The 25539-nt window shown below is 50.6% G+C and carries 20 protein-coding genes, 2 rRNA genes and 1 riboswitch; all 22 genes read left to right on the forward strand.

Annotation, left to right across the window (positions count from 1 at the left end; genetic code table 11):
- Window positions 1-109 precede the first annotated feature (109 nt).
- The 22 genes from VJ374_RS02425 to ligA all read left to right on the forward strand — a co-directional run bounded on the left by VJ374_RS02425 (window position 110) and on the right by ligA (window position 25490).
- Window positions 110-3026, forward strand: a 23S ribosomal RNA gene (locus VJ374_RS02425).
- Between the two features lie 48 nt (window positions 3027-3074).
- Window positions 3075-3190 (forward strand): 5S ribosomal RNA (rrf, locus tag VJ374_RS02430).
- A gap of 99 nt (window positions 3191-3289) precedes the next feature.
- Window positions 3290-3487: an NETI motif-containing protein gene (locus tag VJ374_RS02435; protein ID WP_029340738.1), complete on the forward strand. Its 198-nt coding sequence runs from the start codon at window positions 3290-3292 to the stop codon at window positions 3485-3487.
- A gap of 207 nt (window positions 3488-3694) precedes the next feature.
- Window positions 3695-3796, forward strand: a riboswitch (purine riboswitch).
- Between the two features lie 89 nt (window positions 3797-3885).
- Window positions 3886-4377, forward strand: a complete 492-nt coding sequence (purE, locus tag VJ374_RS02440; RefSeq protein ID WP_058704939.1) for a 5-(carboxyamino)imidazole ribonucleotide mutase — start codon at window positions 3886-3888, stop codon at window positions 4375-4377.
- Entirely contained in the window at window positions 4374-5477 is a 1104-nt protein-coding gene (purK, locus tag VJ374_RS02445) for a 5-(carboxyamino)imidazole ribonucleotide synthase (protein WP_329470031.1), read from the forward strand. The genes purE and purK overlap by 4 nt, the downstream gene beginning before the upstream one ends.
- Window positions 5474-6769 (forward strand): adenylosuccinate lyase, encoded by a 1296-nt coding sequence (gene purB / locus VJ374_RS02450; protein ID WP_029340741.1) that lies wholly within the window; start codon window positions 5474-5476, stop codon window positions 6767-6769. The genes purK and purB overlap by 4 nt, the downstream gene beginning before the upstream one ends.
- Window positions 6770-6828: 59 nt before the next feature.
- On the forward strand, window positions 6829-7536 hold the full coding sequence (gene purC / locus VJ374_RS02455) for a phosphoribosylaminoimidazolesuccinocarboxamide synthase (RefSeq protein WP_329470033.1): 708 nt from the start codon (window positions 6829-6831) through the stop codon (window positions 7534-7536).
- Window positions 7533-7781, forward strand: coding sequence for a phosphoribosylformylglycinamidine synthase subunit PurS (gene purS, locus VJ374_RS02460; protein WP_023467069.1), 249 nt, complete (start codon window positions 7533-7535; stop codon window positions 7779-7781). Before purC ends, purS begins: the two co-directional genes overlap by 4 nt.
- Window positions 7778-8461, forward strand: a complete 684-nt coding sequence (purQ, locus tag VJ374_RS02465) for a phosphoribosylformylglycinamidine synthase subunit PurQ (RefSeq protein ID WP_035412283.1) — start codon at window positions 7778-7780, stop codon at window positions 8459-8461. Before purS ends, purQ begins: the two co-directional genes overlap by 4 nt.
- On the forward strand, window positions 8442-10661 hold the full coding sequence (gene purL / locus VJ374_RS02470) for a phosphoribosylformylglycinamidine synthase subunit PurL (protein WP_313491347.1): 2220 nt from the start codon (window positions 8442-8444) through the stop codon (window positions 10659-10661). The genes purQ and purL overlap by 20 nt, the downstream gene beginning before the upstream one ends.
- Complete coding sequence (gene purF / locus VJ374_RS02475) at window positions 10637-12046, forward strand: amidophosphoribosyltransferase (RefSeq protein WP_290754221.1); 1410 nt, start codon at window positions 10637-10639, stop codon at window positions 12044-12046. The genes purL and purF overlap by 25 nt, the downstream gene beginning before the upstream one ends.
- Before the next feature lie 16 nt (window positions 12047-12062).
- Window positions 12063-13097: a phosphoribosylformylglycinamidine cyclo-ligase gene (gene purM, locus VJ374_RS02480; RefSeq protein ID WP_329470041.1), complete on the forward strand. Its 1035-nt coding sequence runs from the start codon at window positions 12063-12065 to the stop codon at window positions 13095-13097.
- Window positions 13094-13669: a phosphoribosylglycinamide formyltransferase gene (gene purN, locus VJ374_RS02485; protein ID WP_035412293.1), complete on the forward strand. Its 576-nt coding sequence runs from the start codon at window positions 13094-13096 to the stop codon at window positions 13667-13669. The genes purM and purN overlap by 4 nt, the downstream gene beginning before the upstream one ends.
- Window positions 13666-15186 carry a bifunctional phosphoribosylaminoimidazolecarboxamide formyltransferase/IMP cyclohydrolase gene (purH, locus tag VJ374_RS02490; protein WP_329470044.1) on the forward strand — a complete coding sequence of 507 codons (1521 nt, stop codon included), beginning with the start codon at window positions 13666-13668 and terminating at the stop codon, window positions 15184-15186. The genes purN and purH overlap by 4 nt, the downstream gene beginning before the upstream one ends.
- A 15-nt stretch (window positions 15187-15201) precedes the next feature.
- Window positions 15202-16464: a phosphoribosylamine--glycine ligase gene (purD, locus tag VJ374_RS02495; protein ID WP_329470046.1), complete on the forward strand. Its 1263-nt coding sequence runs from the start codon at window positions 15202-15204 to the stop codon at window positions 16462-16464.
- A 211-nt stretch (window positions 16465-16675) separates the two neighbouring features.
- Window positions 16676-18415, forward strand: coding sequence for an adenine deaminase C-terminal domain-containing protein (locus tag VJ374_RS02500; protein ID WP_308102341.1), 1740 nt, complete (start codon window positions 16676-16678; stop codon window positions 18413-18415).
- Between the two features lie 68 nt (window positions 18416-18483).
- Window positions 18484-18798 carry a YerC/YecD family TrpR-related protein gene (locus tag VJ374_RS02505; RefSeq protein ID WP_023467078.1) on the forward strand — a complete coding sequence of 105 codons (315 nt, stop codon included), beginning with the start codon at window positions 18484-18486 and terminating at the stop codon, window positions 18796-18798.
- Between the two features lie 37 nt (window positions 18799-18835).
- A complete protein-coding gene (locus tag VJ374_RS02510; RefSeq protein ID WP_290788099.1) occupies window positions 18836-20215 on the forward strand; it encodes a TrkH family potassium uptake protein in 1380 nt (459 codons plus the stop codon).
- Window positions 20216-20227: 12 nt separating this feature from the next.
- The gene (locus VJ374_RS02515; protein WP_035398958.1) at window positions 20228-20452 is read left to right on the forward strand and encodes a hypothetical protein; all 225 of its coding nucleotides are present in this window, start codon (window positions 20228-20230) and stop codon (window positions 20450-20452) included.
- Between the two features lie 62 nt (window positions 20453-20514).
- Complete coding sequence (locus VJ374_RS02520; protein ID WP_023467081.1) at window positions 20515-21210, forward strand: heptaprenylglyceryl phosphate synthase; 696 nt, start codon at window positions 20515-20517, stop codon at window positions 21208-21210.
- Window positions 21211-21255: 45 nt separating this feature from the next.
- Window positions 21256-23481 (forward strand): DNA helicase PcrA, encoded by a 2226-nt coding sequence (gene pcrA, locus VJ374_RS02525; RefSeq protein ID WP_035412308.1) that lies wholly within the window; start codon window positions 21256-21258, stop codon window positions 23479-23481.
- A gap of 14 nt (window positions 23482-23495) precedes the next feature.
- Window positions 23496-25490 (forward strand): NAD-dependent DNA ligase LigA, encoded by a 1995-nt coding sequence (gene ligA / locus VJ374_RS02530; RefSeq protein WP_035412310.1) that lies wholly within the window; start codon window positions 23496-23498, stop codon window positions 25488-25490.
- The last annotated feature ends 49 nt before the right edge of the window (window positions 25491-25539 follow it).

A 25539-nucleotide genomic window follows, 5' to 3' on the forward strand; every position in this document is an offset into this window, starting at 1 on the left:
CAGTCTCGCAAGAGACACTCGCACCTTGAAAACTGAAGACATCAACAAGACATCAAACTTTTAATTAACCATGTCATTTAAGACGTGTGTTCTTAGAATACCAACGCTAGATCAAGGTATGAAGGGCGTACGGTGGATGCCTTGGCACTAGGAGCCGATGAAGGACGCGACGAACAGCGATATGCTTCGGGGAGCAGTAAGTATGCTTTGATCCGAAGATTTCCGAATGGGGGAACCCACCATCTGTAATGGGATGGGACATGTTACATGAATACATAGTGTAACGTGAGGCAGACCCGGGGAACTGAAACATCTAAGTACCCGGAGGAAGAGAAAGCAAATGCGATTCCCTGAGTAGCGGCGAGCGAAACGGGAACAGCCCAAACCGGAGAGCATGCTCTTCGGGGTTGTAGGACACTCTATACGGAGTCAAAAAGGAAGACAGTAGGTGAAGGACCTGGAAAGGTCGGCCGAAGAAGGTGACAGCCCTGTAGCTGAAACTGTTTTCCCTCCAGAGTGGATCCTGAGTACGGCGGGACACGTGAAACCCCGTCGGAATCCGGGAGGACCATCTCCCAAGGCTAAATACTCCCTAGTGACCGATAGTGAACCAGTACCGTGAGGGAAAGGTGAAAAGCACCCCGGAAGGGGAGTGAAATAGATCCTGAAACCGTATGCCTACAAGTAGTCAGAGCCCGTTAACGGGTGATGGCGTGCCTTTTGTAGAATGAACCGGCGAGTTACGATAACGCGCGAGGTTAAGCCGATGAGGCGGAGCCGTAGCGAAAGCGAGTCTGAACAGGGCGTTCAGTGCGTTGTCGTAGACCCGAAACCAGGTGATCTACCCATGTCCAGGATGAAGGTCAGGTAACACTGACTGGAGGTCCGAACCCACGCACGTTGAAAAGTGCGGGGATGAGGTGTGTGGGGTGCGGTGAAAATGCCAATCGAACCTGGAGATAGCTGGTTCTCCCCGAAATAGCTTTAGGGCTAGCCTCGAGGTTGAGAGTTCTGGAGGTAGAGCACTGATTGGACTAGGGGCCCCCACAGGGTTACCGAATTCAGTTAAACTCCGAATGCCAGCAACTTATACTCGGGAGTCAGACTGCGAGTGATAAGATCCGTAGTCAAGAGGGAAACAGCCCAGACCGCCAGCTAAGGTCCCCAAGTGTATGTTAAGTGGAAAAGGATGTGGCGCTGCCTAGACAGCTAGGATGTTGGCTTAGAAGCAGCCACCATTCAAAGAGTGCGTAATAGCTCACTAGTCGAGTGGCGCCGCGCCGAAAATGTAACGGGGCTAAACATACCACCGAAGCTGCGGATTCCGTAAGGAATGGTAGGGGAGCGTTCCAAACCGCTGTGAAGCTGTACCGGAAGGAGCAGTGGAGCGTTTGGAAGTGAGAATGCCGGTGTGAGTAGCGAAAAGAGGGGTGAGAATCCCCTCCGTCGAAAGCCCAAGGTTTCCTGAGGAAGGCTCGTCCGCTCAGGGTTAGTCTGGACCTAAGCCGAGGCCGAAAGGCGTAGGCGATGGATAACAGGTTGATATTCCTGTACCGCCGATCCACCGTTTGAACAATGGGGGGACGCAGGAGGATAGTGACGCATGCGGATGGAAGTGCATGTGCAAGTTTCAAGACCGTCTGATTGGCAAATCCGTCAGGCATCACAGTCAAGGAACGATGCGGAGTCCCGTAGGGACGTAGGTCACGATTTCACACTGCCAAGAAAAGCCTCTAGTGAGGGGGAAGGCGCCAGTACCGTAAACCGACACAGGTAGGCGAGATGAGAATTCTAAGACGCGCGGGATAACTCTCGTTAAGGAACTCGGCAAAATGGTCCCGTAACTTCGGGAGAAGGGACGCTCTACACATGTAGAGCCGCAGTGAATAGGCCCAAACGACTGTTTAGCAAAAACACAGGTCTCTGCTAAATCGCAAGATGACGTATAGGGGCTGACGCCTGCCCGGTGCTGGAAGGTTAAGGGGATGGGTTAGCGCAAGCGAAGCTTTGAACCGAAGCCCCAGTAAACGGCGGCCGTAACTATAACGGTCCTAAGGTAGCGAAATTCCTTGTCGGGTAAGTTCCGACCCGCACGAAAGGCGTAACGATTTGGGCACTGTCTCAACGAGAGACCCGGTGAAATCATAGTACCTGTGAAGATGCAGGTTACCCGCGACAGGACGGAAAGACCCCATGGAGCTTTACTACAGCCTGATATTGAGGCTTTGTGCATGATGTACAGGATAGGCGGGAGACGTCGAGCCCGGAGCGCCAGCTTCGGAGGAGTCACCCTTGGGATACCGCCCTTCATGCATAGAGTCTCTAACTCGCAGCCGTGATCCGGCTGGAGGACCGTGTCAGGCGGGTAGTTTGACTGGGGCGGTCGCCTCCTAAACAGTAACGGAGGCGCCCAAAGGTTCCCTCAGAATGGTTGGAAATCATTCGTAGAGCGCAAAGGCAGAAGGGAGCTTGACTGCGAGACCTACAAGTCGAGCAGGGACGAAAGTCGGGCTTAGTGATCCGGTGGTTCCGCATGGAAGGGCCATCGCTCAACGGATAAAAGCTACCCTGGGGATAACAGGCTGATCTCCCCCAAGAGTCCACATCGACGGGGAGGTTTGGCACCTCGATGTCGGCTCATCGCATCCTGGGGCTGGAGTAGGTCCCAAGGGTTGGGCTGTTCGCCCATTAAAGCGGTACGCGAGCTGGGTTCAGAACGTCGTGAGACAGTTCGGTCCCTATCCGTCGTGGGCGCAGGAAATTTGAGGAGAGCTGTCCTTAGTACGAGAGGACCGGGATGGACGCACCGCTGGTGTACCAGTTGTTCCGCCAGGAGCATCGCTGGGTAGCTACGTGCGGACGGGATAAATGCTGAAAGCATCTAAGCATGAAGCCCCCTCCAAGATGAGATTTCCCTTTGAGTAATCAAGAAAGACCCCTCAGAGACGATGAGGTAGATAGGTCACGGGTGGAAGCATGGCGACATGTGGAGCTGAGTGATACTAATCGGTCGAGGCCTTGTTCTAGCAGATGCATTGTTGATGACTTCAGTTTTGAGGGCGCGAGCCCGATCGTCTGGTGACGATAGCCAAGTGGTCACACCCGTTCCCATGCCGAACACGGAAGTTAAGCACTTGAACGCCGAAAGTAGTTGGGGGCTTCCCCCTGTGAGGATAGGACGTTGCCAGGCAAACGGTGGTTCTGGAGCATACGCTCAAGGGCCGCCGCTTTTTTGTGTCTTTTTGTAGAAAGACATGTATCCATTTTAATGAAGGGACTGAACAGGGATATGGCGAAAAAAACGAAACTACGTGTAGCCGTCGAAGAGAACGAGACGATTGGTGCCTGTTTGGATCGTATCGATGCCATGGGATACCGCCCGACGGTCCGACGAGAAGAGCCGATCTTTGGATTAGACGCGAATGGCGAACCGTATCCAATTCGTCAGCAAATCGTCTTCGATTGCAAAGTGAAAGAGAGCGAATAACTACCTCAAGCATCGTCCGATTCATTCGGACGATGCTTTTTTTATACTTTATTTCATTTAATGCCTCCCAAGAAATAAACTCCGAATGGATACTAGATGAAATCAGAAAAACTACTTTTAAAACCGAACGATAAATTTTCAGACAATTAAATTGTTCGCCTTTGGTTGACGCCTTGGGATGGACTTGTTAAGATGAAGTCGTGACAGGATGATTGAATATAAACACCTCGTATAATAGCAGGGATATGGCTTGCAAGTTTCTACCCAACGACCCTAAATCGTTGGACTATGGGGTATATGGATGTTCGTCGATATTTCTTTGGCGTACCTTTTTATACCCTAAGCCACCCTTTTAGCCGTGGTTTGGGCTTTTTTTATGCACAAAGGAGGAAACAGCGATGGGAAATGTAGAAGTCGGCGTCATCATGGGAAGTCAATCGGATTGGGAAACGATGAAACATACATGTGATGTGTTGGAGCAACTTGAGATTCCATATGAAAAGAAAGTCGTTTCCGCACACCGGACACCGGATCTAATGTTTCGTTATGCTGAATCAGCACGTGAACGAGGACTGAAGGTCATCATTGCCGGTGCAGGCGGTGCTGCTCATCTACCGGGCATGGTTGCTGCTAAAACGACATTACCCGTCATCGGTGTTCCTGTGAAAAGTAGAGCGCTCCAAGGAATTGATTCCTTGCTCTCGATCGTTCAAATGCCAGGTGGAGTACCAGTCGCAACGGTTGCCATCGGAGAAGCAGGCGCAAAAAACGCTGGATTGCTAGCTGCTCAAATTCTCTCGATTCAAGATGAACGACTTGCCCGCAAGCTCGATCATATGCGAGTCGAACTAGAAGGAGACGTCATTGCATCTGGAGGGAACCTGCTATGAAACGAATCGGGATATTAGGCGGCGGTCAACTTGGTCGAATGATGGCTTTGTCGGCGCGTGAGATGGGCTTTGAGATTTTGACACTCGACCCAACGGACAACGCACCGTGTGCGCAAGTGGCAGATCAACATATCCAAGCTCCCTTCACGGATGTCGAGGCAGCCAAACAGCTCGCAGCTGAATCAGATGTCGTCACCTACGAATTTGAGAACATCTCAACGGAAGTCGCTGAAGCAATCGGGACGAAACTGATTCATGGAACGAATCTCCTTTTTCAAACGCAACATCGGGTACGGGAAAAAGAGATGATTGAACGCATTGGACACTCTGTCGCTCCGTACTATCCGGTGACGCATCCTTCTGACTTAGAGGAAGCAAAACAGCGACTCGGGTTACCGTTCGTCTTGAAGACAGCACGATTCGGCTATGACGGAAAAGGACAGACCGTCATCCGGACGGAAGAACAGTTCCAAGCGACAATCGAACGATTCGAACCGACAGAGTATGTTGCGGAGCAGTGGTTACCGTTTGATCAGGAAATTTCCGTCATCGTGACGCGAAGCGCAACAGAAACACGCGTCTTCCCAGTCAGTGAGAACATTCATCGGGAAAATATCTTGCATCTATCGATCGTACCGGCTCGCATTTCCGAATCGCTCGAACAAGAAGCAATTGCGCTCGCTGAATCGATCGCGGATGCTGTCGGGTTGATCGGTACACTCGCCATCGAGTTGTTCGTCGTCGGTTCTAGACTGATCGTCAATGAACTAGCACCCCGACCACACAATTCGGGTCACTATTCAATCGATGCTTGCGAAACATCCCAATTCGAGCAACATATCCGTGCCATCAGTGGTCTCCCACTCGGTGATACCCGTCTGACGACACCGGTCGTCATGGCGAACATCCTGGGTCAGCATGTCACAGCATTATACGAGGAACTACCGAGACTAAGCGCTCGGACGAAAGTTCACTTATATGGAAAAGCAGAAGCCAAGACAGGTCGCAAGATGGGACATTTAAACATCCTTGCGGACACGGTCGACGATGCTTTGGCAGAAGTCGAACGCCTGTCGATATGGAAGGAGACAGTTCAATGATCGAACGGTATACACGTCCTGAGATGAAAGCGATCTGGACCGAACAAAACAAATTCGAGGCTTGGTTAAAAGTCGAGATTCTTGCGTGTGAAGCATGGAGTGAACTAGGAGTCATACCGAAAGAGGACGTTCAATTACTTTGGGACAATGCCTCTTTTGATGTCAACCGGATCCTTGAAATCGAACAAGAGACACGTCATGATGTCATCGCCTTCACGCGTGCCGTCTCTGAGACACTCGGAGAAGAACGCAAGTGGGTCCATTACGGACTAACGTCAACGGACGTCGTCGATACAGCACTCTCATATCTGTTGAAGCAAGCAAACGACATTCTTGCTGCGGATCTCGATCGATTCATCGACATCTTAAAGGTCAAAGCGAACGAACATAAATATACGGTCATGATGGGACGAACGCATGGCGTACATGCAGAACCGACGACGTTCGGTCTGAAACTAGCGCTTTGGTACGAAGAGATGAAACGAAACAAAGTCCGCTTCGAAGCAGCACGTGAGACGGTCGAATACGGCAAGATGTCAGGAGCCGTCGGAACATTCGCGAATATCGATCCGTTCATTGAAAAATACGTCTGCGAAAAGTTAGGAACGAAACCAGCTCCAGTTTCCACACAGACGTTACAACGCGATCGTCATGCACACTATATGTCGACGCTTGCTCTGATCGCGACATCGATTGAAAAGATGGCAACGGAGATCCGCGGTCTACAAAAGACGGAAACGCGTGAAGTCGAAGAATTCTTCGCTAAAGGTCAAAAAGGATCATCGGCGATGCCGCACAAGCGGAATCCGATCGGCTCTGAGAACATGACAGGTCTTGCCCGAGTCATCCGTGGACACATGGTGACGGCGTACGAGAACGTCTCACTCTGGCACGAACGGGATATCTCGCACTCTTCGGCAGAACGCATCATTCTTCCGGACGCAACAGGACTGCTCAACTACATGTTGAACCGTTTCGGAAACATCGTGAAGAACTTGACGGTCTTCCCGGACAACATGAAGCGGAACATGGACCGGACGTTTGGGGTCATCTTCTCTGGACATGTCTTACTCGCTTTAATCGAAAAAGGCTGGTCGCGTGAAGCAGCGTATGATTTCGTTCAACCGCGTGCGATGCAGGCGTGGGAAGAACAAATCATGTTCCGTGACTTATTGTGGCAAGAAGAAGAGATTCAACAGCTGTTCACAGAAGAAGAGCTCGATGCGTGTTTCGATCCGACGTACCATACGAGTCGTGTCGATGAAATTTTTGAACGGTGTGGCTTGAACTAATCAACCTGAGACGGGGCATTTGCCCCGTCTACATCTTAGGATCATGGGGGACGAAAGCGATGCAACCACTTTATGAAGGAAAAGCAAAACGATTGTACACGACGCAGGAGCAGGATGTGCTCCGGATCGTCTATAAAGACGAGGCCACGGCATTCAACGGCGAGAAAAAAGAAGTATTTGCTGGAAAAGGCGAATTGAACAACCGATTGACGAGTCATTTCTTTGAAATCCTCGAACAAGCGGGCATTCCGACACATTTCATTGAGCGTGTCTCGGAGCGCGAACAGCTCGTACGTCGTGTCACTATCATTCCACTCGAAGTCGTCGTCCGGAACGTCGTCGCAGGAAGCTTGAGTAAACGGCTCGGTATCGAAGAAGGTACGGTGCTCGAAACACCAATCGTTGAGTTCTACTATAAAGATGATACGTTAGGCGATCCACTCGTCACCTCATCGCACATCAATTTACTGAAGATTGCGACTTCTGAGGAGCTAGAAGAGCTGTCGGACAAAGCACTTCGCGTGAATGATGTCTTGCAACCTTACTTCCGTCAAAACGGAATCACGTTGATTGATTTTAAATTGGAATACGGCAAGACGGCAGATGGAACGATTCTACTGGCTGATGAAATCTCACCTGATACATGCCGCCTGTGGGATCAGGAAACTGGAGAACATCTCGATAAAGATGTCTTCCGACGCAATATCGGTTCACTGACAGAGACTTACCAAACACTATTCAATCGCCTAGGGGGAAACACACAATGAAAAAAGTCATCGTATCGATCGCATTACGGGAAAGCATTTTAGATCCACAAGGAGTTGCTGTAAAAGGCGGATTGCAACAGCTTGGTTTTACGGGTGTCGAGAGTGTTCGAATCGGAAAACAGATTGAACTGCTCGTTGAAACGGAAACGACAGAAGCGATGATTCATGAGATGTGTCAAAAACTACTCGTTAACACGGTGATGGAAGATTATCAGATTACGATCGAAGAGGTGACGCCAGCATGAAGTTCGCGGTCATCGTCTTTCCGGGATCGAACTGTGATTTAGATATGTACCATGCGGTTAAGGATGCGCTCGGAGAAGAAGCCGAATACGTCTTCCATACCGAAACATCACTTGAAGGCTACGATGGTGTCCTGTTACCAGGTGGATTTTCCTACGGAGATTACCTTCGTTGCGGGGCAATCGCACGCTTCTCACCGATTATGGAAGAGGTCAAACGTTTTGCAACAGAAGGAAAAACCGTCCTCGGTGTCTGTAACGGATTCCAGATTCTTGTCGAAGCGGGACTCTTACCAGGTGTCTTGCATCGAAATAACGGTTTGAAGTTCATGTGTCGGACGGTCGAACTGAAGGTTGAAAACACGAAGACACGGTTTACATCAGATTATCTGCCAGGCGAGACGATCTCGATTCCAATCGCACATGGCGAAGGAAACTACTACTGCGACGATGCGACTTACGCGATGCTCCAAACGAACGGGCAAATCGCCTTCACATATGTCGATAATCCGAACGGTTCGCGCGGCGATATCGCCGGGATCACGAATAAAGCTGGCAATGTTCTTGGGATGATGCCACACCCAGAACGAGCAGTCGAGCTATTGACTGGCGGAACAGATGGATTGAAACTCTTTACTTCACTCGTCAAACAGGGGGCACACCATGCTAAAACAACAGTCTGAACCAACACCAGAATTGATTCAAGAGCAACGCGTTTATGCCACGATGGGATTAAGTGATACGGAATACCAGATGGTCGTCGATTTACTCGGACGCCAACCGAACTATACGGAAACAGGATTGTTTTCGGTCATGTGGTCTGAGCATTGTTCATACAAGACATCTAAACCCGTCCTCCGTCAATTCCCGACGACTGGACCACGTGTCTTACAGGGACCGGGTGAAGGAGCAGGAGTCGTTGATATCGGTGATGAGCAGGCTGTCGTCTTTAAGATTGAAAGCCACAACCATCCATCCGCTGTTGAACCGTATCAAGGTGCTGCAACAGGCGTCGGCGGTATCATTCGTGACATCTTCTCGATGGGTGCGCGCCCAGTTGCGCTCATGAACTCGCTCCGCTTCGGTCATCTCGGTACACCACGTGTTAATCAACTGTTCGAACAAGTTGTTGCAGGGATCGCGGGGTATGGCAACTGTGTCGGTATTCCAACGATCGGTGGCGAAATCGGATTTGATCGTTCGTATGAAGGAAATCCACTCGTCAATGCGATGTGTATCGGTTTGATCAACCATGCCGATATTCAAAAAGGTCAGGCAAAAGGTGTCGGGAACTCAGTCATGTACGTCGGTGCAGCGACTGGGCGCGATGGTATTCATGGTGCGACATTTGCCTCGGAAGATCTCGGAGAAGATACGGAAGCAAAACGTCCAGCTGTTCAAGTCGGCGATCCGTTCATGGAGAAGCTATTGATTGAAGCTTGTCTTGAGATCGTTGGTCATCCAGCACTGGTCGGGATGCAGGATATGGGCGCTGCTGGACTAACATCTTCTTCAGCAGAGATGGCTTCAAAAGCAGGCATGGGCATCGAGATGCACCTCGATGACGTCCCGCAACGGGAGACAGGGATGACAGCCTACGAAATGATGCTCTCAGAATCACAAGAGCGAATGTTACTCGTCGTCAAACGGGGGCGCGAAGCAGAGATTGAAGCAATCGTCAGCAAATGGGGGCTCCATGCCGTTCACGTCGGAGAAGTCATTGAAGAGAAAGTCTTACGGTTGATCCATCATGGGGATATCGTGGCGGAAGTTCCGGTTGACGCGTTAGCGGAAGAAGCACCAGTCTATGAAAAACCATCTCGCGTGCCTGCGTATTATGAAGAATTTCAAGCGATGGAAGAGACACTTCCAGTCGTCGAGGACATTGTTGAGACATGGCGAGCACTACTCCGTCAGCCGACGATCGCTTCAAAACGCTGGGTCTACGATCAGTACGATCATATGGTCCAGACATCGACGGTCGTCGCACCGGGATCAGATGCAGCCGTTATCCGTGTCCGTGGTACGAACAAGGCACTCGCCATGACGACCGACTGCAACAGTCGCTTCGTCTACTTGGATCCATATGTCGGTGGACAGATTGCCGTTGCAGAAGCAGCTCGTAATATCGTCGCGAGTGGGGCGACACCACTTGCCATCACGGATTGCCTGAACTTCGGAAATCCGGATAAACCAGAAGGCTTCTGGCAGTTGCAGCAAGCAACAGCCGGTATGGCAGAAGCATGTCGTGTCCTTGAGACACCTGTTATCGGTGGAAACGTCTCGCTCTACAATGAGTCAGCTGGTCAAGCGGTTCACCCGACACCGGTCGTCGGAATGGTCGGATTACACGAGCAAACCGAATGGATCACAACGCAACACGTCAAACAAGCAGGTGACAAGATTTATCTGTTAGGTGAAACAACAGCCGAGTTTGGTGGTAGTGAGCTTCAATATATGCAATTCGGTAAATCATTCGGTCGCGCACCACAAATCGATTTAGCAGTCGAACATGCACGCTTACAAGTTTTACAACAAGCAGTACAAGCAGGTGAAGTCAATGCGATGCATGATGTATCAGAAGGTGGTCTCGCAATCGCCCTCGCTGAGATGACGTTTGGAACGAACTTTGGGTTGACGGTTCAGTTTGATGGACCAACGTTACATCTGTTCAGTGAATCGCAATCACGTTTCGTCGTCACTGTGCCACAAACGCACGTTGCAGCATTCGAACAACGGACCGGTGCTCAAGCGATCGGTGTCGTCACGAACGATGAGCTTCTTGTCATCGAGACGGCAGAGACACGGATCGAAGCAGACCGTTCGACCTTACAGGGAGACTGGGAAGGAGCAATCGCGTGTTATATGACATCAAAGGACTAAATGAGGAGTGTGGCGTCTTCGGGATCTTCGGACAACCGAATGCAGCGCAACTCGCTTACTACGGCTTGCATAGTTTGCAACACCGGGGACAGGAAGGGGCAGGCATCGTCACGAGTGACGGCGACGACCTCTTCCCGCACCGCGGGCAAGGACTGGTGACGGAAGTCTTTTCGGAAGAGATACTGACGAATCTTAAAGGACATCATGCGATCGGACATGTCCGATATTCGACAGCAGGTGGAAACACACTTGAGAATACCCAACCGCTGCATTTCAAGTCGCGGACGGGAGATCTCGCTCTCGCACACAACGGGAACCTCGTCAACGCGGATTCACTGAAGCATCTACTCGAAGCAGAAGGTGCAATCTTTCAGACGACGAGCGATACGGAAGTCGTCGCCCATCTCGTCAAACGCAGTAAGCTCGACACACTTGAAGACCGGATTGCCGACAGTCTCGCGCGTCTTGTCGGGGCATTTGCCTTCCTCTTTTTAACGGAAGATACGTTATTCGTGGCGGTTGATCCACACGGACTGCGTCCACTGTCACTCGGGAAGACACCGGACGGCGGCATCGTATTTGCGTCAGAGACATGTGCCTTTGATATCGTCGGTGCAGAGTTCATTCGTGATATCGAGCCGGGGGAGCTCGTGACGATCACAGAACACGGCATGTCGTCTCGTCAATACATGCAACCACGCGAACGAGCGATGTGTTCGATGGAATACATCTACTTCTCACGTCCAGATTCAATCATTGATGGCGTCAACGTCCATACGGCCCGGAAAGCACTCGGGAAAAAGATGTATGAAGAAGCACCGGTCGAAGCAGACGTCGTTACAGGGGTACCGGATTCCAGTATCTCGGCAGCGATCGGTTACGCGGAAGCGAGTGGTATTCCGTATGAAATGGGATTGATCAAGAATCGTTATGTCGGACGGACGTTCATCCAGCCGTCACAGGAGTTACGGGAACGTGGGGTCAAAATGAAGTTGTCTGCGTTACGCGGTGTCGTACAAGGGAAGCGTGTCATCATGGTCGATGATTCGATCGTCCGAGGAACGACGAGTCGCCGCATCGTCGGTTTATTACGTGAAGCCGGTGCAACGGAAGTTCATGTCCGTATCACGGCACCACCGATTACGAATCCATGTTATTACGGGATTGATACATCGTCAAAAGACGAGTTGATCTCTGCCCGGTTGATGCCGGAAGAAATCCGTCAAGAAATCGGTGCTGATTCACTTGAATTCCTAACTGTACCGGGTATGGTCGATGCAATCGACCGCCCGTTCGATGGACCATTAAAAGGACAATGTACCGCTTGCTTCACAGGAGAGTATCCGACACCGCTCGGTTCGCTCGAGTTAGAAGCTAAACTTTGATAGATGGGGGAAGAACATGAGCAAACATTACGAAGCAGCAGGTGTGAGTCTGACGGCAGGATATGAGTCCGTCACTCGAATGAAAAAACACGTCGCCCGTTCGATGCGCAAAGAAGTATTAACGGGACTCGGTAGCTTTGGTGCGATGTTCGACCTCAGCCAATTGCAGTTGAAAGAACCGGTCCTCGTCAGTGGGACAGACGGGGTCGGTACGAAACTCAAGCTTGCCTTCGCACTCGAACAACACGATACGATCGGGATCGACTGTGTTGCGATGTGTGTGAACGATATCATCGTCCAAGGTGCAGAACCGCTTTATTTTCTCGACTACATCGCGCTCGGTCAGGCGATTCCAGCGAAGATCGAACGGATCGTCGCCGGTGTTGCTGAAGGATGTGTCCAAGCGGGCTGTACGTTGATTGGTGGTGAGACGGCAGAAATGCCAGGGATGTATGCGGATGGCGAATACGACATCGCTGGTTTTGCCGTCGGTGCCGTCGAGAAGCAAAAATTGATTACCGGTGACAAGGTCGCAGCAGGCGATGTCATTCTCGGTCTTGCTTCGTCCGGTGTCCATTCGAACGGCTTTTCACTTGTCCGTAAAATTGTCGCCGAGAGTGGCCTTAGCTACGAAGATGAAGTCATGATGCTCGGTCATACACTTGGTAATGCGCTTCTCATGCCGACACGTATCTACGTCGAAGCGGTCAAAGCTGCCCTTGAGACGGAAAAGATTCAAGCGATGGTCCATATTACAGGTGGCGGTTTCTACGAAAACGTACCACGCGTCTTGCCAGAGGGTCTTGGTGCATCGTTTGATCCGAAAAAGTGGCCGACGTTACCGGTCTTCGACTGGCTCGAGCAAGCAGGTGATCTGCCACGACATGACATGTATAATGTCTTCAACATGGGGATTGGTTTCATGTTGATCGTCAAACCGGAAGATGTCGTGGAAGTAACAGCACGCCTCGCTCGTGAAAATGAGACGGCGTACGTGATTGGTCACGTGACCGATCAAGAAGGTGTCCGGATTCAAGGGGTCGACGCATGAAGATCGCCTGTTTTGCATCAGGAAGCGGTAGTAATGTCGAAGCACTTTTTGAAGCGATCGAGGCAGGGACGTTACATGCCTCGATCGAACTAATCGTCTGCGACCAACCGGACGCAACAGTCATCGAGCGAGCAAAACGACGTGGATGTGACGTCTTCGTCTTTCGAGCAAAGGACTATCCGGATAAACCGAGCTTTGAGCGGGAGATCATCGCTCGTCTTGAAGCAAAAGGTGTTGAACGGATCATCCTTGCCGGGTACATGCGTTTGATCGGGGAAGAGTTGCTCGGACGATACGCAGGGCGAATTGTCAACATTCATCCGTCGCTGCTTCCGGCGTTCCCGGGAAAAGATGCGATCGGACAAGCGTTTCGTGGCGGAGTTAAAATCACAGGTGTTACAATTCATATAGTCGATGAAGGAATGGACACAGGACCCATCATGGCTCAAGAAGCCGTTCGGATTACAGAAGAGATGACGCGTGAAACGTTGCAACAAGCGATTCAGCGTGTCGAACATAGACTGTATCCGCAAGTCATCGAAGAGTGGATGAAAGAGGAGGCAAACGTATGAGAGCGTTAATTAGTGTGTCGGATAAAACAGGGATCGTCGAACTAGGACGAGCGTTTCATGAAGCAGGGATCGAGCTTGTCTCGACAGGCGGAACACATCAAGCATTAGAGGAAGCTGGGCTTCCGGTCATTGGTATCAGTGAAGTCACACAATTCCCAGAGATGCTCGATGGACGTGTCAAGACACTTCATCCGATGGTCCACGGTGGACTACTTGGTCGTCGTGATCTTGAATCCCATCGCGAACAGATGGCTGCGCAACAGATTCAACCAATTGATTTCGTCTTCGTCAATTTGTATCCGTTCAAGCAGACAGTTTTACAAGAAGACGTTGCTTATGCGGATGCGATTGAGAACATCGATATCGGTGGTCCAAGCATGTTGCGATCTGCAGCGAAGAACCACGCGGCTGTGACGGTCGTCGTCGATCCAGCTGATTACGAAACAGTCGTTGCTGAGGTTCGTGAAGGTGGAACAACGTTTGAGACACGCCAACGTCTTGCAGCGAAAGCCTTCCGTCATACAGCGGCGTACGATGCGTTGATCGCGGATTATTTCTTGACGCAAACAGGCGAGAAGTTCCCGGACCAGTTGACGATCACGCTTGAGAAAGTCCAGGATCTCCGTTACGGAGAAAATCCACACCAAGAAGCAGCCTTTTATAAAACACCAATTTACCGTGGGGCTTCCCTCGCTTCAGCGAAACAGTTGCATGGTAAAGAGTTGTCGTATAACAACATCCAAGATGCGAACGCTGCACTCGAAATTCTCGACGAGTTCCGCGAAGCAGCAGCCGTCGTCGTCAAACACATGAACCCGTGTGGTGTTGCCGTCGGTCCAACGATCGGAGAGGCATTCCGTCGCGCGCATGCAGCCGATCCGGTTTCAATTTTCGGAGGCATCGTCGCCTTGAACCGTGAAGTCGACCTAGAGACAGCAGAACAACTAAGCGGTATCTTCCTTGAGATCATCATTGCCCCGTCCTTCACGGAAGAAGCCTTCGCCTTATTGTCAGCGAAAAAGAACATTCGTCTACTTGAACTTGACGTCAAACGTGTCCAAGCGATCCGCTATACAGCAGTTGCCGGCGGTATGCTCGTCCAAGACAGTGACGATGAGACATTAGATGATGCAGCAGCACGTGTCGTGACAGACCGCAAACCGACAGCAGCGGAATGGGAAGACTTGAAACTCGCATGGCGCGCTGTCAAACACGTCAAGTCGAATGCGATCGTTCTCGCGAAAGACGAAGTAACGGTCGGCGTTGGTGCAGGACAGATGAACCGTGTTGGTTCAGCGAACATCGCGATTACGCAAGCCGGAGAAAAAGCAGTTGGCGCGTCCCTTGCTTCCGATGCCTTCTTCCCAATGGGCGATACGGTCGAAGCGGCAGCAGCAGCTGGCATTACAGCAATCATTCAACCAGGCGGCTCGATTCGCGATCAAGAGTCGATCGATGCGTGTAACCAACACGGCATCACGATGGTCTTTACGAACGTTCGACATTTCAAACACTAAGCGGAGGCGATTTGAATGAAGGTATTGGTGATTGGTAAAGGAGGGCGTGAACACGCGCTCGTCTGGAAGCTGGCACAGGATGAACGGATCGAGACAGTGTATGCTGCGCCTGGGAATGCCGGGATGACACAAGCTACATGTGTTCCGATCGCCGAAAATGCCATCGATGAACTCGTGGCGTTCGCACAAGACGAACAGATTGATTGGACGATCGTCGGACCAGAAGGACCACTCGTTCTCGGGGTCGTTAACGCCTTTCAGGCAGCGGGACTGCAGGTTTTCGGACCGACACGGGAAGCTGCGGCAATCGAGGGAAGTAAGCAGTTCGCGAAGGAATTGATGGCGCGTGCCGGTATTCCGACCGCTGCTCACGCCGTCTTTACTTCAGCAGCAGAGGCAGAAGCGTATGTTCGCAAAGCGGGTGCACCGATTGTCATCAAAGCCGACGGCCTCGCTGCCGGAAAAGGGGTCACGGTCGCAGAAACTGTGGACCAGGCACTTGCAGCGATCCACGATACGTTTGCCGGGGAATACGGGCAGCAAAGCCGCGTCGTCATCGAAGAGTGTTTGGTCGGGGAAGAGTGTTCGTTGATGGCGTTCGTCCACGAAGAGACGGTCATTCCGATGGTATTGTCGCAAGATCATAAACGGGCATTTGACGGTGACTTAGGTCCGAACACAGGAGGAATGGGCGCGTATTCACCGTTACCTCAGTGGGACGAGACAGCGTTGACGACAGAAGCTGTTGATCGCATCATACAGCCGCTCGTCGATCAGATGGCAAGCGAAGGAATACCGTTCACTGGCTTCCTCTATGCCGGTCTGATGTTGACGAAACAAGGACCGTTCGTCATCGAGTTCAATGCTCGGTTCGGTGATCCGGAGACGGAAGTCATTCTCCCACGCTTAGAGACACCGTTACTTGATGTCATCAGACCACTGATGGACGGACAGACACCAGAAGTCGTTTGGACGGACCAAGCAGCTGTCGGTGTCGTCGTCGCTGCAGAAGGATATCCAGAAGCGCCAAAAACGGGACAAATGATTCCACTCGATCAGATCGGGGATGACCTTCTCGTTTTTCATGCCGGAACAGCAGAACAATCCGGTCAACTTGTCTCAGCCGGTGGACGTGTCCTCGTCTGTGTCAGTCGTGCAGAGACGATCGAGCAAGCTGTCGAACAGGTCTATGCGAACTTACCAGACGTGACGCATCAGCCATTCTTTTACCGAACTGATATCGCTCAAAAAGCCTTTCGTGCCTCACATGAATCATGATAGTTGAACCAGACGCACTCGACAGAGTCTCGTCTGGTTTTTTTATTTCTTGGCGAAGTGCACGAAAAGATTTGTCTTCCATGGCGAATTTGTGTTATTTTGACCAAATGAATCCGGAACGGGGCAAAACTTCTTGAAACTTACTTAGCAACATTTTAGTATAAGAACTATAAGAAAGCGTTTTCAATAAAATAAAGGAGGTCGAGCTTTCGTGAAAAAAAATTGTGGAAGATCCCCTTGGACGAAATCTGAAGTACGAACACACCAAGCGGTCATCAGCGGAAAGCTTGCACCGACACTTGTCATACAGAATGCTACGTACCTAAATCATGGTGTCAAAGCATGGCGGACGGCGAACATCTGGATCAGTGGCGACCGGATCGTCTATGTCGGTCCAGAGATGCCGGAACAAGCCGATGCCTACCATGATGCGACAGGTCAATATATCGTACCCGGTTACATTGAACCTCATGCCCATCCGTTTCAACTTTATAATCCAGCGAGTCTTGCAAAATTCGCAGCAGAGCGAGGAACATCGACCCTCGTCAACGACAACATGTTGTTATTATTAGAGCCGACGGAGCAAGCGTTTGCTCAAGTCGAGGCGCTAGCGGACTTACCGACCTCGATGTACTGGTGGGCACGACTCGACGCGCAGACCGAGCTTGATGCCGATAGTATCTCGATCGATAATCGCCGGATTCAAGCATGGCTTAAACATCCACAAGTCATCCAAGCGGGTGAGTTGACGGGATGGCCACGTCTCTCGCAAGGGGACGATGAACTGCTCCACTGGATGCAGGATGCGATCAAACTTGGAAAACCAATCGAAGGTCATTTCCCTGGTGCTTCAGCGAAGACGCTGACAAAGATGGCGCTGTATGGTGTGACGAGTGATCACGAGGCAATGACGGTCGAAGAAGCGATGACACGTCTTGAACTTGGTTATACGACGACGATTCGTTATTCATCGATTCGTCCGGATCTACCGGATATCTTTAAGGGGCTTGTCGAAGCGGGATTGACGCAGTTCGATAAGGTACTAGTGACAACAGATGGTTCGACACCGTCCTTTTATAAAGCGGGTATGATGGATGAGACGATCCGACTGATGCTCGAGGCAGGCATTCCGGTCGAAGAAGCATACCGGATTGCGTCATACAATGCAGCACGTCATTTTAATCTCGATCATCTACTCGGAAGTATCGCGCCAGGACGGATTGCACATCTCAATTTCCTTGAGGCAAAAGATGCTCCGACACCTGTCGCTGTACTTGCACGCGGCATATGGGTCCGTCAAGCCGACATTCCATGTTACCCAGCCGAAGCGCTTGATGCTGCTTATGCCCTTATGCCACAATCAGAAGTCCAGATTTCCTTAACGGAGCAGGATTTTTCATTCAGCATGCCGGTTGGTCTTGAAATGGTCAATTCCGTCATCATGAAGCTCTATCAAGTCGAGCATGACACGAGTGTACCTATGCTACCAGCAGGTTGCGATGAATCCTTCCTAATGCTACTGGACCGCGAAGGGAAGTGGCGTTTGAATACCGTCTTGAAGAACTTTGCGACACAAGTCGGAGGTCTCGTCAGTTCGTACTCGATTAGTGGTGATATTTTGATGATCGGTAAATCAAAACGAGATATGCAAGTCGCGTTTGAGCGGATGAAAACATTTGGCGGTGGAATCGTTCTCGTCGAAGACGGAGAAGTCATCGCTGAAGTTCCATTGACCTTAATGGGGCAGACGTCCGACTTACCACTCGAGGATTTGATCGTTCAAGAAACCGCTTTACGGGAGGCATTATTTGCCCGTGGATATGCCTTTGAAGATCCGGTCTATACGTTGCTATTCCTAGCGTCTACACATCTACCATATGTGCGAATCACACCACAAGGTATTTACGAAGTCCTTCGGAAAAAAGTCCTTTTCCCGGCGATTTTGCGATGACGCTTGAATTTTAAAACGTCGCGCTTTAAACTATTAAAGAGCAATTGAATGGGAAAGGGAGTCACAAGATGCAACTCGATAAATTGCGTGGAAAAGAATTAGATCAGTTATTTACAGCCATCATGAAGATGGATTCATTAGAAGATTGTTATACGTTGTTCGAAGACTTAGCGACCGTCAACGAAATCCAGGCGCTCGCCCAACGTCTGGAAGTCGCACGTCAATTACGTGAAGGCAATACGTATCACAAAATCGAAAAGGCGACCGGTGCTTCAACAGCAACGATTTCGCGTGTCAAACGTTGCTTGAACTACGGTTCGGGCGGTTATGATCTGGCGCTTGCCCGCCTAGGTCTTATCGAGCAAGAAGTAGCGGATAACTAATGTTATCCGCTACTTCTATGAAGGGGGGCGTGTTACATTGGATTTTGCGTTACAACAAAGAATTCAACATTTCATTCGTAAGCTGACGCCTATCCAGTCGCTCGTCATCATCTACTTCGTTGCTGTCATCATTGGGATCATTCTGCTCGGCTTACCGTGGTCGACGAAAGGAAATTACGACTGGGACTTCACGGACCTTGTCTTCATGGCGGTCAGTTGTGTTAGTGTCACCGGTCTGACAACGGTCTCGGTTTCGGATACCTTTACGACGTTCGGGTACTTCATGATCATGATTTTAGTACAAGTCAGCGGGATCGGCTTGATGTCGCTTCATATCGCGATGTGGGTCATCCTCGGAAAACGAATTGGCTTCCGGGAGCGTCAGCTCGTCGTCCGAGATCAGAACCAGACGACGATGCAAGGTGTCGTCAAATACATTCGGGAAGTCATCTTGATCATCGTCTCGATTGAATTGATTGGTGCTTTGATTCTCGGGCTGTACTACACAAAGTATTTTCCGACGCTCGGAGAAGCGATGCTTCAAGGGTTGTTCGGATCGGTCAGTGCGACAACGAACGCCGGTTTTGATATCACGGGAGAATCATTACTGCCGTTTCGCGGGGATCTGTTCGTCGTCTTCATGCAAATTCTGCTTTTGACGCTCGGCGCGATCGGTTTTCCGGTACTCGTTGAAGTCCGACGTTATATTTCCTACCGGGCGACACGTCAAGCGACACGTCAACCGTATCATTTTTCACTGTTCACGAAATTGACGGCGTCGACGTTCTTCATTCTCGTTCTCTTTGGAACGGTAGCACTACTACTATTCGAATGGAACCAATCCTTTAAAGGCTTACCAATCGATGAGAAGCTCGTCGACGCCTTGTTCCAATCCGTTACGACTCGTAACGGTGGATTGACGACGGTCGATATCACGTCCTTCTCACAAGCCTCGATTTTCGTCTTGTCGCTCTTAATGTTCATCGGAGCGTCACCGTCTTCCGTTGGTGGGGGGATTCGAACGACGACGTTCGCTGTCGCTGTCTTGAGTGTCATCGCCTTCATACGAGGGGAATATGGTATCAAAATCTTCGGTCGTGAGATTGGTCAATCGGATATTTGGAAGGCCTTTGTCGTCATCGTCGTCTCGACTGGCGTGACGATGGTTGGATTGATCGTCTTGTTGATCGTTGAGGACGCGCCGTTCCTGGTGCTGTTCTTTGAAGCGTGTTCAGCGTTCGGTACGACCGGTCTATCACTCGGCATCACGGATCAATTATCGGATATCGGAAAATGGACGTTGTCTGTGCTGATGTTCATTGGTCGAATCGGTGTCATCTCGTTCGTTCTTCTGTTGAAAGCGAACCAACCGAAACGTAACTATAACTATCCGAAGGAATCCGTCATTATCGGATAAGGAGGCTCTTGTATGAAACGTGCCTTTTGGATCAACTTCGCGTATATCTTTGCTGTGCCTGTCTTACCGTTTTTGGCGCTCGTCAATGGGCGAGCGCTCTGTTCGCCAGATTCACCGTTACTGGACGTTCCGGTACTCGGCTTCTTTTTGGCAGAACCGTGGGCGTTCGTGCCGGTATATGCCGTCTTTGCGTTGTTACTGGCGTCACTGTTGACGAAACGACGGACACACGTCTGACCATCTCGCTCTGCGCGAGATGGTTTTTTGTTTTATACTGAATGTGGAATGAGAAAGAGAGGATGGGACGAACCGTGTTATTACCTTTTAATGAATGGCGACATGTCTTTAAACTAGATCCAGCAAAACCAATTGATGATGCTAGCCTACAGGCGATTGCGACGTCCGGAACGGATGCGATTCTTGTCGGTGGAACAGATGACATCACACTCGATGCAACGCTTGATCTCTTAATGCGTTTGCGACGATATCCAGTCGCGGTGGCACTTGAGATTTCAGAACTCGAAGCCGCAACGATGGGATTCGATACGTATTTGACGCCGACGGTCCTGAATGCGGGAACATTAGAATATGTCGTCGAAAAACAGGTCGAGGCATTAGAACAAGTCGGTCATATGCTGGCGCACGCTGATCTTGTCGGGGAAGGGTATATCGTCCTGAATCCTGATGCGAAGGTCGCGCGTGTGACACAAGCAAAGCCGTTAACGTTGGATGAAACCGTCGCTTACGCACAACTTGCGGATAGCGTCTTCCGCTTACCGGTCGTCTATCTCGAATACAGTGGCGTTTACGGGGAACCGGAACGAGTAGCAGCCGTTCGCGATGTGTTGAAGCAGGCACGCCTGTTTTACGGCGGCGGCATCGACTCCGAGGAGCGAGCGCGTGAGATGTTGCAGTATGCGGATACGATCGTCGTTGGGAACGTCATTTATGAGGATTTAAAAGCAGCGCTTGCGACCGTCGCAGCGACACGATAAAATATAGGAACAAAAGTTCGGAATATAAGAAATGAGGCTATTGATATGTTTAATTTGAGTGAACAGCTCGTCAGTGGACTAAACCCTGAGCAAGCAAGAGCAGTCAAGCATACGGAAGGTCCACTGCTGATCATGGCAGGAGCCGGTTCCGGGAAGACACGCGTCCTGACACACCGGGTCGCTTATTTGATGGCGGCTAAACAAGTCGCGCCGTGGAACATCCTTGCGATTACGTTCACGAACAAGGCAGCGCGGGAAATGCGGGACCGGATTGGTCGTTTGGTCGGTGGTGTCGCAAACGATATTTGGGTCTCGACCTTCCACTCGATGTGTGTCCGGATGTTACGTCGCGACATCGATCAGCTTGGATACGATCGCAACTTCACGATCCTTGATTCAAGTGATCAGCAATCGGCGATCAAGCTCGTCTTAAAGGAACAAAACTTGGACCCTAAAAAATGGGATCCGCGATCGATGCTGACGATCATCTCGTCACAGAAAAATGAATTACGCAGTGCTGAATTCTACGCCTCGATCGTGACGAGTCCGTATGAGAAGACCGTTGCTGAAATCTATAAAGGATACGAAGCGGTCCTACGCCGGAACAACGCGCTCGACTTTGATGATCTAATCGGAAAAACGACAGAGTTATTCAAGAAGAGTCCGGATGTCCTTGCGTACTATCAGAAGAAGTTTCGCTACATTCATGTTGATGAGTATCAAGATACGAACAAAGCCCAGTATGATCTCGTCAATCTGTTAGCTTCGGGACATCAGAATCTCTGTGTCGTTGGGGACTCGGATCAGTCGATTTACCGCTGGCGTGGTGCTGACATTGCGAACATCCTCTCGTTCGAAGAGGATTATCCGAATGCAGCCGTCATTCTACTCGAGCAAAACTACCGTTCCTCGAAACGAATTTTGGAAGCGGCCAACCATGTCATCCAAAACAACTCAACACGTAAAGATAAGAAACTTTGGACGGATAACGACGAAGGCGAGAAGCTGATCGTTCATACGGCAGAGAACGAGCGGGAAGAAGCATTTTATATCGTCCAGGAAATTCGGAATTCACTTCGCTACGGGATGAAACTGAGTGATATCGCGATTTTATACCGGACGAACGCACAATCGCGTGCGATCGAGGAAACACTTCTCAAATCGAACGTTCCGTACAAAATGATTGGCGGCACGAAGTTCTACGATCGTAAAGAAATCAAAGACGTGCTCGCTTATCTCCGTTTAATTTCGAATCCGGACGAAGACCTGTCCTTCGCGCGAATCGTCAATGAACCAAAACGCGGTATCGGCGCGACGACAATTGATAAGCTGCGTGATTTCGCCGATTTACAAGGCGTGTCACTGATGGAAGCGATTCGCGATATCGAATTGTCGAGTATCGCACCAAAAACGGCAGCGAAATTGACGGATTTCCGGACGATGATTCTCGGACTCAGTCAAATGCAAGAATTCATCAGTCTTTCAGAACTGGTTGAAGAAGTGCTTGAGAAATCGGGCTATCGTCAAGTGCTGAAGGAAGATAAGACGCTTGAAGCACAGAGTCGTCTTGAGAACATCAACGAGTTTATCACCGTTGCACAGAACTTTGAGAAGGAGACGGCAAAAGCCGATCCGGAAGACCGGACGATCATCGCCTTCTTGACTGACTTGACACTCGTCGCCGATGTCGATTCACTCGACGAGACGGATCCGGAAGAACAAGTCACGTTGATGACACTCCACTCGGCAAAAGGACTCGAGTTTCCAGTCGTTTTCTTGATTGGGATGGAGGAAGGTTTGTTCCCGCATAGCCGTTCGCTTCAAGATGAAGACGAGATGGAAGAAGAACGTCGCCTCGCGTATGTCGGGATCACACGTGCTGAGAAACGTCTTTACTTGTCACATGCGCGGATGCGCTCCCTGTACGGACGAACGAACGCAAACCAAGAATCAAGGTTCCTAGCGGAGCTGCCGGAAGTCGTCATCGAGCGGACCGGTAAAAAAGCGAAGCCACTCCCATGGGAAGATCGCCCTGTCCCACAAGGCAAAGCGGTCATCGGTCGTTCAATCAGTAAACCGACAGCGATGAAGACGTCAGGTGCGGAAACGCTCGGTTGGTCGGTCGGAGATAAGGCAGAGCATGGGAAATGGGGACTCGGTACAGTCGTCCAGACTCGGGGTGAAGGAGATAATCTTGAAATCGATATCGCATTCCCAGCAGTCGGAATCAAACGATTGCTCGCAAAATTCGCACCGATTAAAAAGGTATGACGGGAGGTCCACAGATGGATGCAAGCCAGCGTATAGATGAGATTCGTCAAACATTGAACCGATATAGCTACGAATATTATGTACTGGATCAACCAACGGTACCAGATGCGACGTACGATCAATTGCTTCGTGAACTGACGGAGCTAGAAACAGCGCACCCGGAACTGATCACGCCAGACTCGCCAACGCAGCGCGTCGGTGCAGCACCGCTTGAAGCGTTCGAGAAAGTGACGCATGACTTACCGATGCTGTCACTCGGAAACGTCTTTGATGAGACAGAAATTCGCGAATGGGTCGCTCGGATTGAGCGGTCGCTCGGACGTTCGACAACTTATGTCGCCGAACTGAAATTCGATGGACTTGCCATCTCGCTGAAATACGAAGACGGTCGATTCGTTCGTGGGGCGACGCGGGGTGATGGAACAGTCGGCGAAAACATCACGCAGAATCTACGGACAATCAAAGCCTTACCGCTTCGTCTACAGGCAGAAGAGACGGTCGAAGTCCGCGGTGAAGCCTATATGCCGAAACAATCGTTCGAACGATTGAATGAAGACCGAGCAAGCCGGGAAGAGACGTTATTCGCGAATCCACGTAACGCGGCAGCAGGTAGTCTGCGTCAGTTGGATTCGTCGATCACGGCGTCGCGTAATCTGTCGTTGTTCGTGTATGGCGTCGGCGTCAATACGTTGACGGCTCGTTCACATAGCGAAGCGATGGCGCAACTCGCTTCACTTGGCTTACCGACCAATCAACATATGCAGACGTGTGAGACGGTCGAAGAGATTCTTGCCTACATCGCACATTGGACAGAAGCACGTGCGAGCCTGCCATATGAGATCGACGGAATCGTCCTGAAAGTCGATCGATACGATGATCAGGAAGAGCTCGGCTTCACAGCAAAAAGTCCCCGCTTCGCGACAGCCTATAAGTTTGCAGCGGAAGAAGTCATGACGACAGTCGAAGACGTTGATTTCAGTGTCGGTCGGACCGGGAAAGTGACGCCGCGTGCCCGTTTTGCACCGGTCGTCGTTGCAGGATCGACGGTGACGTATGCAACACTGCATAACGCTGATTTCATCGCCGAAAAAGATATTCGCCTTCAAGATTCGGTCATCATCAAAAAAGCGGGAGATGTCATCCCGGCAGTCGTACAAGTCGTCACGGCAGAGCGAACGGGAGAAGAGACACCAATCGTCTTCCCGACCCATTGTCCGGCCTGTCAATCGGAACTCGTCCGTCTCGAAGGCGAAGTCGACATCCGCTGTGTCAGTCCGGAATGTCCAGCGCAATTGATGGAAGGTATCATTCACTTCGTTTCGCGTCAAGCGATGAACATCGATGGTCTCGGTGAAAAAGTCGTCCGTCAATTGTATGACCATGAAGCAATCCGGACGATTGCCGATTTATATCGACTCGATCGCGACGAGTTGTTGACGTTCGACCGAATGGGTGAGACGTCCGTCGATAAATTACTTGCGGCGATCGAAGCCTCGAAGCAGAACTCAGTCGAACGTCTCTTGTTTGGTCTCGGAATTCGACTCGTCGGTCAAAAAGCGGCGTATCTCTTAGCGGAACGTTTTGATTCGTTAGCAGGGATTGCGGCAGCTAGCTACGAGGAGATCGTCGCGATCGATGGTATCGGTGGGAAAATCGCGGACTCCATCGTAAAGTACTTCGAGCACCCAGAAGCACAAGCATTGATTCGTGATTTGGAACAACTCGGTGTTAATCAACAGTTCCTTGGTGAACGAGTTGATCAGACGAATGCACCGCTCGGTGGAAAAACGATCGTCTTGACGGGAACACTCGAAAGCCTAAAACGGTCAGAGGCAGGGAAGCGTCTTGAAGCACTTGGTGCCGATGTGACGGGAAGCGTCAGTAAAAAGACAGACGTGCTCGTCGCAGGGGAAAAGGCAGGTTCTAAGCTGACGAAAGCAGAATCGCTCGGCATCGAAATTTGGGATGAAGCGCGTCTGTTAGAAGAATTAGCCAAACACGAGGCTTAAGACCACTGCTATATGAACTAAATAAAGGAAGGCGGGATTCCGCCTTCCT

Origin of the sequence: Exiguobacterium sp. 9-2 (genome assembly GCF_036287235.1) — a bacterium.
Taxonomy (GTDB): domain Bacteria; phylum Bacillota; class Bacilli; order Exiguobacteriales; family Exiguobacteriaceae; genus Exiguobacterium_A.

Bases quoted from the DNA above. Each gene is read 5' to 3' on its own strand.
- VJ374_RS02435 (WP_029340738.1), top strand. From the start codon at position 3,290: ATGGCGAAAAAAACGAAACTACGTGTAGCCGTCGAAGAGAACGAGACG.
- purE (WP_058704939.1), top strand. From the start codon at position 3,886: ATGGGAAATGTAGAAGTCGGCGTCATCATGGGAAGTCAATCGGATTGG.
- purK (WP_329470031.1), top strand. From the start codon at position 4,374: ATGAAACGAATCGGGATATTAGGCGGCGGTCAACTTGGTCGAATGATG.
- purB (WP_029340741.1), top strand. From the start codon at position 5,474: ATGATCGAACGGTATACACGTCCTGAGATGAAAGCGATCTGGACCGAA.
- purC (WP_329470033.1), top strand. From the start codon at position 6,829: ATGCAACCACTTTATGAAGGAAAAGCAAAACGATTGTACACGACGCAG.
- purS (WP_023467069.1), top strand. From the start codon at position 7,533: ATGAAAAAAGTCATCGTATCGATCGCATTACGGGAAAGCATTTTAGAT.
- purQ (WP_035412283.1), top strand. From the start codon at position 7,778: ATGAAGTTCGCGGTCATCGTCTTTCCGGGATCGAACTGTGATTTAGAT.
- purL (WP_313491347.1), top strand. From the start codon at position 8,442: ATGCTAAAACAACAGTCTGAACCAACACCAGAATTGATTCAAGAGCAA.
- purM (WP_329470041.1), top strand. From the start codon at position 12,063: ATGAGCAAACATTACGAAGCAGCAGGTGTGAGTCTGACGGCAGGATAT.
- purN (WP_035412293.1), top strand. From the start codon at position 13,094: ATGAAGATCGCCTGTTTTGCATCAGGAAGCGGTAGTAATGTCGAAGCA.
- purH (WP_329470044.1), top strand. From the start codon at position 13,666: ATGAGAGCGTTAATTAGTGTGTCGGATAAAACAGGGATCGTCGAACTA.
- purD (WP_329470046.1), top strand. From the start codon at position 15,202: ATGAAGGTATTGGTGATTGGTAAAGGAGGGCGTGAACACGCGCTCGTC.
- VJ374_RS02505 (WP_023467078.1), top strand. From the start codon at position 18,484: ATGCAACTCGATAAATTGCGTGGAAAAGAATTAGATCAGTTATTTACA.
- VJ374_RS02515 (WP_035398958.1), top strand. From the start codon at position 20,228: ATGAAACGTGCCTTTTGGATCAACTTCGCGTATATCTTTGCTGTGCCT.
- VJ374_RS02520 (WP_023467081.1), top strand. From the start codon at position 20,515: ATGGGACGAACCGTGTTATTACCTTTTAATGAATGGCGACATGTCTTT.
- pcrA (WP_035412308.1), top strand. From the start codon at position 21,256: ATGTTTAATTTGAGTGAACAGCTCGTCAGTGGACTAAACCCTGAGCAA.
- ligA (WP_035412310.1), top strand. From the start codon at position 23,496: ATGGATGCAAGCCAGCGTATAGATGAGATTCGTCAAACATTGAACCGA.